The sequence below is a fragment of the Mesorhizobium sp. M1348 genome (assembly GCF_040317925.1).
Lineage (GTDB): Bacteria > Pseudomonadota > Alphaproteobacteria > Rhizobiales > Rhizobiaceae > Mesorhizobium.
Map to the genome: position 1 here is coordinate 277,784 of NZ_JAMYLH010000003.1, position 13,687 is coordinate 291,470.

Genomic DNA, 13,687 nt, shown 5'->3' on the forward strand with positions numbered 1-13,687 from the left:
CCTAAAACTGGTAGCGACGCAAGCGTGTCTGCACGAGGAACAGATAGACGCAGACGCCGCCGAGGATGATCAGGAACATCATCGTGGCGATCGCAGCTCCCATATTGGGGTCGCCAACCTGCAGCTGGAAGCCAAAGAAGGCGCGGTAGAGGAAGGTGCCGAGAATATCCGTTGAATAGTTCGGCCCGGCCAACGCGCCTTGCGCGGTGTAGATCAGGTCGAAAGCGTTGAAATTGCCGACGAAGGTCAGGATCGAGATGATGCCGATCGACGGCAGGATCAGCGGCAGCTTGATCTTCCAGAACTGCGCCATCCCGGTGATCCCATCGCATTCGGCGGCCTCGATCACCTCTTCGGGGATGGACAGCAGTGCCGCGTAGATCAGCATCATCGGGATGCCGACGAACTGCCACACCGAGATCAGGCTGAGCGCGGTCAGCGCATATTGCGCCTTGCCGAGCCAGGGCGTGAACAGGCTTTTCAGGCCGACAAGGTCCATCATATGCGGTGCCACGCCCCATAGCGGCGACAGGATCAGCTTCCAGGCAAAGCCGACGATGACGAAAGACAGAATCGTCGGCACGAAGATCGCCGTGCGGTAGAAGGCGGAAAACCGCAGCCTGGGGCTGGACAGAAGTGCCGCCAAAAGGACGCCGATCGGGTTCTGCACCAGCATGTGGATGATGAAGAACCAGACATTGTTCCGCAGCGCGTTCCAGAAATTGACCGACCAGTTGGGATCGCCGAACAGCATGCGGAAATTTTCCAGTCCGACGAACACCTGCGACTGATTGATGTTGCGGAACAAGGAAAGCTGCAGCGTGCCGGCCAGCGGCAGGATCATGATCGCCGTATAGACCAGCAACGCCGGCGCCAGGAAAACGCCGATATGCCAGCGGAACGGTCTTTTCGGTACTGCGGCCATGCGTTCGGTCCCCGCCGATCAGGTCTTGCTATTGCCGTCAAAGGGCACGGCGCCTCCCTCCCCCTCGAGGGGAGGGTGCTTCGCGAAGCGAGGCGGGTGGGGTCGGCAGAGGCAGCGCGCCATCGTCGTTCGACCGCGCTTTCCAACAACGATCAAGCCGCGGCCTGCCTCGACCGACCCCCTCTGTCGCCTTCAGCGACATCTCCCCCTCGAGGGGGGAGACAACGCTTCGCCGCGCCTTACTTCGCCGGCTTGTACCAGCTGTCGAGGCCGTCCTGCAGCTTCTTGGCGGCAGCCTCCGGCGTGTCGGTGCCGTTGATGACGTTGGCCGATTCAACCCACGTTTCGTTTTCGAGGTTCGGCGTGCCGCGCGACAGGATCTGGTAGGTCGAGCGGATCGTCGACTTGCACTTGCCGCGCCAGGAGACGAATTCCTGGGCCAGCGGGTCTTCCATCTTCACGGGGGTGTTGTTCAGGCTGAAGAAGCCCGGCAGCGCGTTGGCGTAGATGGTGGCGAAGTCCGGCGAGGCCACCCAGGACAGGAAGGTCTTGGCCGCATCCGCGTTCTTCGAGGCCGCATTGAGGCCCATGCCGATGTCGGTGTGGTCGGAGATGTAGCAGGTGTCGCCGGCCTTCTGTACCGGCGGCGGGAACGCGCCCATCTTGAACTGTGCCTGCGTGTTGAACAGGCCGATTTCCCACGAACCGGCCGGGTAGATGGCGGCGCGGCCGAGCGTGAACAGGTTCTGGCTGTCCGGATAGGTCTGCGCCTCGAAGCCGTCGCCGAGATAGTCCTTCCACTTGGCCAGTTCCTTGTAGGGCTCGACCCACTGCGGATCGGTCAGCTTCTGCTCGCCCTTGATCAGTGCCAGGCGGCCTTCCTCGCCCTTCCAGTAGTTCGGGCCGATGTTCTGGTAGCCCATGGTCGCCGCTTCCCAGAGATCCTTGGTGCCCATCGCCATCGGGATGTAGGTGCCGTCGGCCTTGATCTTGTCGAGCGCGGCGTAGAACTCCTCATTGGTCGTCGGCACCTTGATGCCGAGCTTGTCAAAGGCGTCCTTGTTGTAGATGAAGCCATGGATGACCGAGGCCATCGGCACGCAGAAGCTCGACTTGCCGTCGTCGGTCTGCCAGGCCGCCTTGGCAACATCGGAGAAGTTCTCCATGCCGGGCAGGGTCGAGATATCGGCGAGGTTGCCCTTCTTGAAGAGTTCCAGCGACTTGTCGAACGGGCGGCAGGTGATCAGGTCGCCGGCCGAGCCGGCGGCGAGCTTGGCGCCGAGGGCGGCGTCATACTCGGTTGGCGCCGACGGCGCGAACACCACCTTGATGCCCGGGTTCTTGGCTTCGAAGGCCGGGATCAGCTTGTCCTTCCAGATGGCAAGGTCGTCGCCGCGCCAGCTTTCGATGTTGAGCGTTACGTCGTCGGCATAAGCCACCCCGGCGGAGCCGAGAATGCTGGTGCCGAGAAGAAGTGCCGTCAGTAGCTTCGTTGTCATGCTCAGTCTCCCTGTTGACCTTTTTCAGGTTCGGTTTTGATGAGAACAGAGGCATTGCGCCCCTTGCTCCCCTCGATCGCGGAAAGGGCTGGCCGCAGCTTGTGGCCGGTCCCTTCCAATATCTTCTCGGCCGCATCGGCGCTGGCGGCGCCGGCGGCGAGCAGAATGGCGGTCTTGACGACGCCGCCGCTCCTTTCGAGCAGGCGCGCCGCCTCGTTCTTGTCGCGCCCGCTGATGGCGGCGACGATGCGAGCGGCGCGGTCGCGCAGCTTGATGTTGTCGGCCATGAGGTTGACCATGTAGCCGTCATGGACATGGCCGAGATGGATCGCGGCCAGCGTCGACAGCATGTTGAGCGCGATCTTCTGGGCGGTGCCGGCGCCCATGCGCGTCGAGCCGGCAATCAGCTCCGGCGGCGTTTCGAGCAGGATTGCGATGTCGGCCAGCCGCAGCAGCGGCGCATCCCGGTTGTTGGCGATGGCAATGGTCGCCGCGCCGCGGCGCCTGGCGTCCTCGATCGCCCTGACAGCATAAGGTGTCGAGCCACTGGCCGAGACGGCGATCAGGCAGTCGCCCTTGCCGATGCGGGCGGCAGCAACCGCTGCCGAAGCTTCCTCAGTGTCGTCCTCCGGCCCGCCGGCCAGTGTCTTGAAGGCCTCGTCGCCGCCGGCGATCAGGATGGCGATGCGATCGCGCTGGATGCCGAACGTGCCCGGCAACTCCAGCGCATCGGCCAGTGCCATCAGGCCCGAACTGCCGGCAGCCGCATAGGCGAGCTTGCCGCCGCTTTTCAGTCTGCTTGCGATGATTTCGGCTGCCGCGGCAATGGCAGGAATGGCGCCGTGCACGGCCTTGGCGGCCTCGATCTGTGCGTTGGCCAAACAGGAAAGGACGGCTTCCGGGGCCTGGATATCCAGTCCCTCGGCATTGTGGTGAAGCGCTTCGGTGCGCGTTTCGGCCATCCGCTTTCCTCCAATCGAAAAAACCATACCAAAAAAATACCACTTGTCCACACGCATTAATGAAATCGTTGCGCCGGCGCAGGCCTACGGACCAAATTGGCTTATTTTCTAGGTAGGTAGGGCTTAGCTTTTTTGAAACGGAAATTAACCCTTGGCTATTGGTATTTTATTGGTATTATCCGCCCGGAGGAGAAATCGCGTGAAATTCGTGCTCGGCATCGATGGCGGCGGCACCAGCTGCAGGGCGGCCCTTGCAACGGCCGACGGCATCGTCCTCGGCCGCGCCAAAAGCGGCGCCGCCAACATCCGAACCGATCTCACCGGCGCCAGGACAAACATCGTCGACGCAGCGCAGCAGGCCTTTGTCGCCGCGGGCAGAGATCCCGCACTGATCCCGCAAACTCCGGCCGTTCTCGGCCTTGCCGGCGCCAATGTCGGCACCTACAGGCAGCAGCTTGAAGCGATCCTGCCGTTCCGCATCAGCCGTGTCGAAACCGACGCGGAGATCGCGCTGGAAGGCGCGGTCGGCTCCGGCGACGGCGCCATGGCCATCCTCGGCACCGGCACCGCCTATATGGCACGCAAACAAGGCAAGTCGCGCGCCATCGGCGGCTGGGGTTTCCAGGTCGGCGACCAGGGCAGCGGCGCCCGCATCGGCCGCGACCTGCTCGAGCAAACGCTGCTCGCCTATGACGGCATCCGCCAGGGATCACCGCTGACAGAGGCCATGCTCGCCATCTTCCGCAACAATCCCGAGGATGTGGTCGAATTCACCACCAATGCCAAGCCCGGAGACTTCGGCGGCTTCGCGCCCAAGGTGTTCGAACATGCCGAAAAAGGCGACGTCGTCGCTATCTGGATCCTCGACAAGGCGGTCGCCGATGTCGAGGCAGCACTTGGCGTGCTCGACCTCGGTGACGACGATCCGCTCTGCCTGCTGGGCGGCCTGGCGCCGCTTTATGCGCCGCGCCTGTCGGCCCGCTACCGGGCGCTGCTGAACCCGCCGCTCGACGACGCGCTGGGCGGCGCGGTTCAGATGGCGGTTCGGATTTTCGCAAACACGGCGGAGGCAGCGCGATGAGCGAGGCGGCCGACCAGATATTCGCGGCGCTGAGACAATCGTCGCAGAGTGGCGCGCCACTCTATCTGCAGCTCAGGAAGAGCATCGAGGACGCCGTCAAACGCGGACTGATCGGACCGGGCGATGCGCTGCCTTCCGAGCGCGACATCGCCAGCAAGGCCGACATTTCGCGCGTCACCGTCCGCAAGGCGGTGCAGGACCTGGTCAAGGGCGGCATCCTCGTCCAGCGCCATGGTTCCGGCACCTTCGTTGCGCCGCGCATGGAGCGTGTCGAGCAGTCGCTGTCGATGCTGACCTCGTTTACCGAGGACATGGCGCGGCGCGGCATGGCGGTGCGTTCGGCCTGGCTCGACCGCGGCCTCTATCCGCCGTCGCCCGACGAGATGATGGTGCTCGGCCTGGCGTCGAACGAATTGGTGGCGCGCGTCGCGCGCCTTCGCATCGCCAACGACACGCCGCTGGCGATCGAGCGCGCCTCGCTATCGACAAGCGTGCTGCCCAATCCGGCGGCGATCGGTTCGTCGCTCTACGCGGCGCTGGAAAAGACCGGCAACAGGCCGGTTCGGGCGGTGCAGCGCATTTCCGCCACCAATCTCGGCGAAGGCGACGCACATCTGCTGGAAGTGCCGCCGGGCATTGCCGGCCTGCATATCGAGCGTATCTCCTATCTGGCGAGCGGCAAGGTGATCGAGTTCACCCGCTCCATCTACAGAGGCGACGCCTATGATTTTGTCGCCGAACTCCGGCTGAGCGGGCCGGGCGAAGAGGGCCGGCCATGACCGCAACAACGACCCATATGCGGCGCGAGATCGAGGAGATCCCGGAGGCCACCGCCCGCCTGCTCGACGGCTCGGCCGCGGTGCTGACGGAAGCCGGACGCGGCATTCGCGAGCGCGATCCGAATTTCATCGTCACAGTGGCGCGCGGCTCGTCCGATCATGCCGCGACCTTCATGAAATATGCCGTGGAGCTGACCGCCGGGCTGGCGGTCGCATCGGTCGGCCCGTCGATCGCCTCGATCTATGGCGCCAAGCTGAAGCTGGGCGGCTCGGCCTGCCTGGCTATCTCGCAATCCGGCAAGAGCCCGGACATAGTTGCCATGGCGCAAGCGGCGCGGGCCGGCGGTTCGCTTACCGTCGCCATCACCAACACCGCCGATTCGCCGCTGGCGCGCGCCTGCGACTACGCGATCGACATCCTGGCCGGACCGGAGCGCAGCGTCGCGGCGACGAAGACTTTCGTCAATTCGGCCGTCGCCGGGCTCGCCTTGATGGCGCATTGCACCGGCGACGACAAACTCCTGGCAGCACTCGCCAGCTTGCCGGAGCATTTTCGCAAGGCGATCGCCTGCGACTGGATGGCGCTGGCAGGGGCACTCGAGACGCAAAAATCGCTGTTCATCCTTGGCCGTGGCCCGTCGGCGGCGATCGCCAACGAGGCGGCGCTGAAATTCAAGGAAACCTGCGCCATGCATGCGGAAGCCTATAGTGCCGCCGAGGTCATGCACGGCCCGCTGGCGCTGGTCGGTCCCGGCTTCCCGGTGCTGGCTCTGGCTGCTCGCGATGCGTCCGAGCCGTCGGTGGCCGATGCCGCCGACAGCCTGGCCGGCAAGGGCGCTGCCGTCTTCGTGACGTCGGACAAGGCAAAGAGCGCTCAGCGCCTGCCGCATGTCGCCACCGGTCATCCGCTGACCGATCCACTGACGCTGATCGTGTCGTTCTATGGTTTCGTCGAGGCCTTTGCCCGCCATCGCGGCCTCGACCCTGACACGCCGCCCAATCTGCGCAAGGTGACGGAAACCCTATGACCGATCGCTTTGCCCTGACTGGCGCCCGGATATTCGATGGCGACGACTGGCACGACAATGCGGCGCTTGTCGTGCGCGACGGCCTCGTTGAGGCCATCGTTGCCGCCGGGGCCGTTCCACCCGGTGTTGCGCGTATCGAGACCGGCGGCGGCATGCTGGCGCCTGGCTTCGTCGATCTGCAGGTCAATGGCGGCGGCGGCGTCATGCTCAACGACCATCCCGACGTCGCCTCGATCGAGACCATCTGCCGGGCGCACGCGCCCTTCGGCACGGCGGCGCTGTTGCCGACGCTGATCACCGACACGTCCGAGATCACCGCCGCGGCGGTTGCGGCCGGAGCCGAGGCGGCACGGAGGAAGGTGCCGGGGTTCCTGGGCCTGCATCTCGAAGGGCCGCATCTGTCGATCGCCCGCAAGGGCGCGCATGACCCGGCGTTGATCCGGCCGATGCTAGACCCCGACCAGGCGATGCTGATCGCCGCACGGAAAAACCTGCCGGTACTGCTGACGACGGTGGCGCCCGAATCCGTCCAGCCCGGCCAGGTGTCGGCACTTAGCAAGGCCGGTATTGTCGTCAGCATCGGCCATTCCGATACCGGCTATGCCACGGCTCGCGCCTTTGCCGAGGCCGGCGCAACGGTGGTCACCCATCTGTTCAACGCAATGAGCCAGATCGGCAATCGCGAGCCGGGGCTGGCGGGCGCGGCAATCGATACAGCCACATTCCATGCCGGCATCATCGCCGACGGCATCCATGTCGATCCGGCCACCATGGCCATCGCCTTGCGCGCCAAGCAGGGGCCGGGCAAGATCCTGCTCGTCACCGACGCCATGGCGACGATCGGCACAGACATGACCTCGTTTACGCTGAACGGCCGCACCATCCACCGCAAGGATGGCAGGCTGACGCTTGCCGACGGCACGCTGGCGGGCGCGGATCTCGACATGATTTCCGCGGTGCGCTTCGTGCACCGCGTCGTCGGCCTCAGCCTCGACGAAGCCTTGCGCATGGCCTCGCTCTATCCGGCGCAAGCGATCGGCCAGTCGCACCGGCTCGGGCGCTTCGCCAAGGGAACTGCTGCCAACATCGTTTCGCTGTCGGACGATCTGGACATTAAAAGCGTCTGGATCGACGGTGCCAGGGTTTTTGCAGCCAACGCCATCCCTCCGGCTTAGCCGGCTTTGGACGTATAGAGGTCCTTGTAGGTTTCGCGCAGCAGGTTCTTCTGCACCTTGCCCATTGTGTTGCGCGGCAGTTCGTCCACGAAGATCACCCGTTTCGGATGCTTGTACCTGGCGAGGCGCCCGGCGATGGCCTCGACGATCCCTGCGGCGCTGATGGCCGAGCCCGGCGTCCTCACCACGATAGCGGTGACGCCTTCGCCGAAATCCGGATGGGCAACGCCGATGACAGCGCTTTCGGCGACGCCAGCCAGCGCGTCGATCTCGCTCTCGACTTCCTTTGGATAGATATTGTAGCCGCCGGAAATGATCAGGTCCTTGCCGCGGCCGACGATGTGGACATAGCCGTCGGGATCGATCAGCCCGAGATCGCCGGTGATGAAGAAACCGTCGTCACGGAATTCGGCCCTGGTCTTTTCCGGCATATGCCAGTAGCCGCAAAAGACGTTCGGGCCCTTGACCTCGATCATGCCGACCTCGCCCCGGGCAAGTGTTTCGCCGCCATCGGGATCGGCGATGCGCAGGGAAACGCCGGGCAGGGGAAACCCGACCGTGCCGGCACGCCGCTCGCCATCATAAGGGTTCGACGTGTTCATGTTGGTCTCGGTCATGCCGTAGCGCTCGAGGATGGCGTGGCCGGTGCGCTCTCGCCAGGCTCTGTGCGTCTCGGCCAAAAGCGGCGCCGAGCCGGAAATGAACAGGCGGATGTTTTTCGCCGCTTGCCGGTTCAAACCGTCCTGCTGCAGCAGGCGGACGTAGAATGTCGGCACGCCCATCAGGGCGGTGGCGCGCGGCAGCAGCGAGACGATGCGGGCCGGGTCGAATTTGGTTTCGAACAGCATCGAGGCGCCGGCCATCAGGACGACATTGGTGGCGACGAAAAGGCCATGTGTGTGGAAAACCGGCAGCGCGTGAACCAGCACGTCTGCGGCAGTGAAGCGCCAGAGGTCGACCAGCACCCGCGCATTCGAGGCAAGGTTCTCGTGGCTGAGCATGGCGCCTTTCGAACGGCCGGTGGTGCCGGACGTGTAGAGGATTGCGGCAAGGTCGTCCGGTCCGCGCGCCACATCGTGGAAGTCCACGGCCGCCTCAGAGGCGCGGTCGGTCAACGAACCCTCACCCTTGCTGCCGAGTGTCGCGACCGCAGCGCCCGAGGCCTGCGCCAAAGCGCCGATCTCGGTCACTCGCGCCGGGTCGCAGACGACCAGTCGCGGCTCGGCATCCCTGAAGAAATAGTCGAGCTCGGTCAGCGTATAGGCGGTGTTGAGCGGCAGGAAGATCGCCCCGGCACGCAGGCAGGCGAGATAAAGGAAAATGGCCTCGGGGCTCTTCTCGACCTGAACGGCGACGCGGTCGCCGGCTTCGACGCCTAGCTGCGACAGCGCATGTGCCAGTTGAGCGGAGCGCGCCAGCATTTCGCCATAGCTGATCGAGCGCCCGTCCTCTGCCTCCATCAAAAGGCGTCCGGGCGCGGGCATCCGGGCACGGAAAGCATCGAACAGATGGTTGCTCATAAGTCCCCCGAGCAGCTGTCTCCGGCCGGACGGCGGCGGTCAGCCGGCCGCCTTGTCCGCCGCCGCCCTGATTGCCTCGATGTTTGCCCGGTAGGCCTCGACGCTGCCGCCCTTGAAGATGGCCGCGCCGGCGACCAGCACGCTGGCGCCGGCCGCGGTGACCAAGGGCGCAGTTTCAGGCGAAATGCCGCCGTCGATCTCGATCCGGATCGGCCTGTCACCGATCAGCGCCTTCACCCGCTTCACCTTGTCGACGATCGCTGGAATGAAGGCTTGGCCGCCGAAGCCTGGATTGACCGTCATGATCAGGACCAGATCAAGCCGGTCGAGCACGTATTCGATCATCGTCTCCGGTGTCGCCGGGTTGAGCGACACGCCGGCCTTCTTGCCAAGGTTTTTGATCGTCTGCAGCGAACGGTCGAGATGCGGCCCGGCTTCGGCGTGCACCGTGATGCCGTCGCAGCCGGCCTCGGCGAAGGCGGCCAGATAGGGATCGGCCGGGGCGATCATCAGATGGCAGTCGAAGAAAGCCTTGGTGCGGTTGCGGATCGCCTTGATCACCGGCGGCCCGAAGGTGATGTTGGGGACGAAATGCCCGTCCATGACGTCAAGGTGAATCCAGTCGGCGCCCGCGGCCGCCACGGCCTCGACCTCGTCGCCGAGCTTCGAGAAATCGGAAGCCAGCACCGATGGCGCGATCAGGGTTTTTTTGCTCATGATGCGGCCTTCTCGAACGCCCCGGTTTATGCCCTATGTCTGCATCGACTGCCTAGACCATGAGTCCGGAAAGTGGAAGCTGGTTTGTCCTTCCGCCGACGCAGCGGCTTCAGGTTTGCGCTGCCTTCTCATCTGCCGCCGAAGAAAACCCCGCCGGATCGCTCCGGCGGGTTTTGGGTGACGCGAACCATCACCGTTTGAAGTTCCGCGCGCGATCCTATTGCTCGAGCTGCGGCTTGCGCCTTGGCACGACCTGCTGAAGAACCTTTGGATTCAGCAGCAGGGTCGGTTTGCGGATCGGCTGGCACTGGCCATTGATCGGCCGCGCGCCCGGTGCGCATTCCAGCCGTGGTTTGCGGCAGGCGCCGTCGCGCAGCTCTGTCCCACGCGGGCAGACGCAGACGCCGCGCTTGTTGTGGATCTGGCCTGGTATCGGGCACTCCACCACAACAGGCTTCTTGCGCCTGCAGGCATTGCCTTGCACTTCCGTGCCCCTCGGGCAGACGCAATCGCCGTCGGCGTCGTGGATCTGGCCACGGATGGTGCACTGCTCGGGCTTTGGCCGGATTGGCCGGCAGGCATTGCCTCTGACTTCCGTACCCCGCGGGCAGACGCAATCGCCAGCGGCGTCGTGGATCTGGCCACGGATGGTGCACTGCTCGGGCCTTGGCTGGATTGGCCGGCAGGCATTGCCTCTGACTTCGGTGCCCCGCGGGCAGACACAATCACCAACAGCGTCGTGGATCTGGCCACGAATGGTGCACTGCTCGGGTTCCGGCTGGATCGGCCTGCAGGCATTGCCTCTGACTTCGGTGCCCCGCGGGCAGACGCAATCGCCGGCAGCGTCGTGGATCTGGCCACGGATCGTGCACTGCTCGGGCTTCGGCTCTTTCCCCACGCAAGCGCCGTTCTCCAGCTCGGTTCCGCGCGGACAGACGCAACGTCCGTCTTCGGTGCGGATCTGGCCTTTGAGCAGAACGCAAGGTCTTGGCTTCGGCACGATGACCGTGCCGCCGCCGGACGAGCATTGGCCGTTACGGAAGGTCGTGCCTGGCGGGCAGACGCAGTTGCCGGCGTCGTTCATGACGAAGCCTTGCGAGCATTCCTTCTTCACCTCATTCCTGATGGTGAAGGGATGGCAGGCATAGGCTTTGCCGCGATCACCCTGCACGTTGGCCGCACCGCGGGACAACACGTCGCCACCGCCTTGCACCGGCGTGTTCGGAGACAGCACGCCGACGCAGTTCTGGCCGTTGACGGTGCCCTGCAGATTGGCCAGACGGCCATCGTCGGGAATGATCACGGTCACATTGTGCACGTGGCTTTCCCCGGCGCCGATCGTCAAATTGGCGACGCAGGACAGAGGCAAGGTTGCCGGCTCCGGCGAGCAGCCGAAGGGCGGATCGATCGAGGTGATCGCAACGCCTTCCAGCCGGCCGAGGCCTTCGACGCCGATGGCATCGCCGATGCGAACCGGACCGGAGAAGGCGCTCGTCCCATCGTTCGTGATGGTGATCTCGAACGAGCAGGGCTGGCCGGGCTTGCACTCGGCGTCGCCGGTCTTCTCGACGCGGATGGTCGAGGCGCCGCCCTTGGCGCAGGCCTGGCCGATCGGATAGACGATGTCGTCTCCCGGAGCCGGGCCGTAGGAGCCGCGTGCGCAGTTCTCGAATTCGCCATTCGTGGCAACCGTCACGTCGAAATGGCGACTGGTTCCGGGCGTCATAACGGCGCCGGGAATCTGGCAGGACAGTGTGTTGGCCGGAACCGGTCCGCAAGCCCATTCCGCGCCGTCTGGGGTGACGGTCTGGATCTGGACCGGCGCTCCGCCGGTTATCAGCGTCGCGGCATCGTTGACCCGCACCGGACCGGTCGGGGCAGCGGCGCCGAGGCTGATGACGGTGATGCGGCAGGAAACGATCGCAGCACCGGCCAGCGAGCCATTGCACACCTTGGTGATGCGCAGGGCCGGCTCGCCGCCATTGGGATGACGGATGCGTTCCTTGGCGCAGGCTCTGTTGTTGGTGATGTCGTTCTCACCGGGAATAGCCTTCACCTCGGCGCAGTTCTCGACGGTATCGGGCCGGTAGTTGGCCGGCATCACCGCCCTGACGAAGATCGGCGTCGAGGCGCCAGGCAACAGCACGATGCCGGCATTGTCGCAACGGAACTTGCCGGGACCGTTCGGCCCGCAGATCCATGGCGGCGTCGGGCCGAAGGTCGAGGATGCCGGCGCGCCGCCCGGATAGGTGTCGACGACCGTCAGCGGCCCGTTATAGGGGACGCTGCCATTGTTGATGATGTCGATCACGAAGGTGCAGACGCCATCGGCCGAACAGAATTCGGTTCGGGCGCGCTTCTTCAGGATCAGATCGAACTTCTTCTCCACCGGCGGCCGGCAGTCACGGTCACGATCGCCACGCCGGCAGATTGGGATCGAAGCACAGCCGCGATCGTTTTGCTGGCTGCCGAAAAGCAGCTTGCCGCTGGCGCCATAATTGTAGGTGGCGCAGTTGCGCAAGACGCTGCCTCGCCAGCCTGCGGCCGGCTTGAAGCCGAGCTTGAGGTCGACAGAGGCACCCGGACTGAGCGTGGTCACCGGATGGGTGCATGTCATCGGGGTGATTCCAGGCGCGCAGATCCAAGGCGGGTTCGGCCCTGAATCGAGGGTGGAGCTGGCCGGCAGGGTGACTTCGTCGAGCACGATCTTGCCGTGGTAGGGTGCATCGCCGACATTGGTGACCCTGATGGTGAAGTCGCAGCCGCCGCCCATCGTGCAACGTTGCACGTCGGCGCGCTTTTCGACTTTCAGATCCGGTTCCTTGTCCTTCGGCGGGCAGCGCTGATCACGCGGGATGACGATGTCGATGGTCTGCGTGCAGCACAGGCCCCAGCCCTCCTTCGGGCCGGCATAGGTTTCGATACCGGTGACGATGAGGTGGATGACTTCGCCAGGTGAAGCGCCGACGATCTTCCAATTGAGCACACCGCCGCCCGCCGGCACCAATTGCGTGTCGGGAATGATGGTGATGCCGGGTGTCGTCGTCGAAAGCTGCACCCATTTGCCAGCCATCTCTGGACCGACCGGCATGTGGTAGATGAAGGCGCCGCCGCCAGGCACGCAATCGACCGTGCCGCGCTCCACCTTGAAGCATTCCTTGCCGGGAGGTGGCGGTGGCGGATTACACTTGATGACGTCGATCCTGATTGAGGTCTTTTCGCCGGTCAGGAAATTACCGTCGTCCGGCTTGCCCGGATCCTGCGACGGGATTTCGACGCCAGCACCGCGTTCGCGGCTCACCTTGACTACGCCCTGGTTGTGAACGATCGTCGGTGACGGAAACGCCGAATGGTCGATCTTGGCGATGATCTGGAACGTAATGACGCGCTCGTTCGCAGCGCCGATGCCGTCGAGATCGCTGGCGGAAAGCCGGAAATCGGACACCGTCGCGGTATCGTCCGGGCCAGCCGAACTGCTGATCGTAGCGCCGGGCAGCGGTCCGCCGGACGCATCGGTGCCGTCGCCGGTCACATGCACGCCCACAATGCGCAGGCCGTGCGGGAGCTGGTCCCTGAAATCGAGCCGGACCTTTTTCAGCATGGCCGCGAGGCCGGGGCTGGCAAAACCCTGCGGATTGCCGCGCAAGCCAAAGCTCAGCGAATATACGACATAGTCGCAGCCTCTCTGGGTGCCTTTCTTGGTGAAGAAGGGCACGATCCGGCCCGGCTCCGGATTGACGATGCGAGGATTGTCGAAATCGAGCTTGGTATCTGGAATGACAGTGCCCGTATCGGCAGGCTTGGTCTTGGCCGGAGCAAGGTCTTCAGCGAAGCCTTGCAGCGGACTCAGCATGGCGACCGCGATACCGGCCGCCATCAGCCAGCGCGCGCCGCGCCTGGCGAGTGACAGGGGTTTCATGATGGTCTCCATGACAAATGATTGTTTGCCGGTTGATTGGCTGCTCGCCGCAGGCGGGAAAAGTGCAAGATTGCTCATCTTC

Annotated in this window: 10 protein-coding genes; 4 read left to right on the plus strand and 6 right to left on the minus strand. The window is 64.5% G+C overall.

Features of this window, described 5'->3' with window-relative positions:
- Window position 1: 1 nt before the first annotated feature.
- From NKH13_RS08410 to NKH13_RS08420, 3 genes are all read right to left on the minus strand, one after another.
- A complete protein-coding gene (locus NKH13_RS08410; RefSeq protein ID WP_352716179.1) occupies window positions 2-925 on the minus strand; it encodes a carbohydrate ABC transporter permease in 924 nt (307 codons plus the stop codon).
- Between the two features lie 239 nt (window positions 926-1,164).
- Complete coding sequence (locus tag NKH13_RS08415) at window positions 1,165-2,424, minus strand: ABC transporter substrate-binding protein (protein WP_352716177.1); 1,260 nt, start codon at window positions 2,422-2,424, stop codon at window positions 1,165-1,167.
- 2 nt (window positions 2,425-2,426) lie between these two features.
- Entirely contained in the window at window positions 2,427-3,386 is a 960-nt protein-coding gene (locus tag NKH13_RS08420) for an N-acetylmuramic acid 6-phosphate etherase (RefSeq protein ID WP_352716175.1), read from the minus strand.
- 199 nt (window positions 3,387-3,585) lie between these two features.
- On the opposite strand from NKH13_RS08420, the gene NKH13_RS08425 reads away from it, so the two are divergent.
- The 4 genes from NKH13_RS08425 to nagA are packed head-to-tail and all read left to right on the plus strand — an operon-like array spanning window position 3,586 to window position 7,449.
- The gene (locus NKH13_RS08425) at window positions 3,586-4,467 is read left to right on the plus strand and encodes a glucosamine kinase nucleotide-binding domain-containing protein (RefSeq protein ID WP_352912095.1); all 882 of its coding nucleotides are present in this window, start codon (window positions 3,586-3,588) and stop codon (window positions 4,465-4,467) included.
- Window positions 4,464-5,246, plus strand: coding sequence for a GntR family transcriptional regulator (locus NKH13_RS08430; RefSeq protein ID WP_352912097.1), 783 nt, complete (start codon window positions 4,464-4,466; stop codon window positions 5,244-5,246). Before NKH13_RS08425 ends, NKH13_RS08430 begins: the two co-directional genes overlap by 4 nt.
- On the plus strand, window positions 5,243-6,274 hold the full coding sequence (locus NKH13_RS08435) for an SIS domain-containing protein (RefSeq protein WP_352912099.1): 1,032 nt from the start codon (window positions 5,243-5,245) through the stop codon (window positions 6,272-6,274). Before NKH13_RS08430 ends, NKH13_RS08435 begins: the two co-directional genes overlap by 4 nt.
- Window positions 6,271-7,449, plus strand: a complete 1,179-nt coding sequence (gene nagA / locus NKH13_RS08440) for an N-acetylglucosamine-6-phosphate deacetylase (protein WP_352912100.1) — start codon at window positions 6,271-6,273, stop codon at window positions 7,447-7,449. Before NKH13_RS08435 ends, nagA begins: the two co-directional genes overlap by 4 nt.
- Here nagA and NKH13_RS08445 read toward each other — a convergent pair.
- From NKH13_RS08445 to NKH13_RS08455, 3 genes are all read right to left on the minus strand, one after another.
- On the minus strand, window positions 7,446-8,969 hold the full coding sequence (locus NKH13_RS08445) for a malonate--CoA ligase (protein WP_352912102.1): 1,524 nt from the start codon (window positions 8,967-8,969) through the stop codon (window positions 7,446-7,448). The two genes, nagA and NKH13_RS08445, sit on opposite strands and share 4 nt — an antisense overlap.
- A 39-nt stretch (window positions 8,970-9,008) precedes the next feature.
- Window positions 9,009-9,686, minus strand: a complete 678-nt coding sequence (gene rpe, locus NKH13_RS08450; protein WP_352912103.1) for a ribulose-phosphate 3-epimerase — start codon at window positions 9,684-9,686, stop codon at window positions 9,009-9,011.
- Between the two features lie 217 nt (window positions 9,687-9,903).
- Entirely contained in the window at window positions 9,904-13,683 is a 3,780-nt protein-coding gene (locus tag NKH13_RS08455) for a DUF7929 domain-containing protein (RefSeq protein WP_352912105.1), read from the minus strand.
- Between the last annotated feature and the right edge of the window lie 4 nt (window positions 13,684-13,687).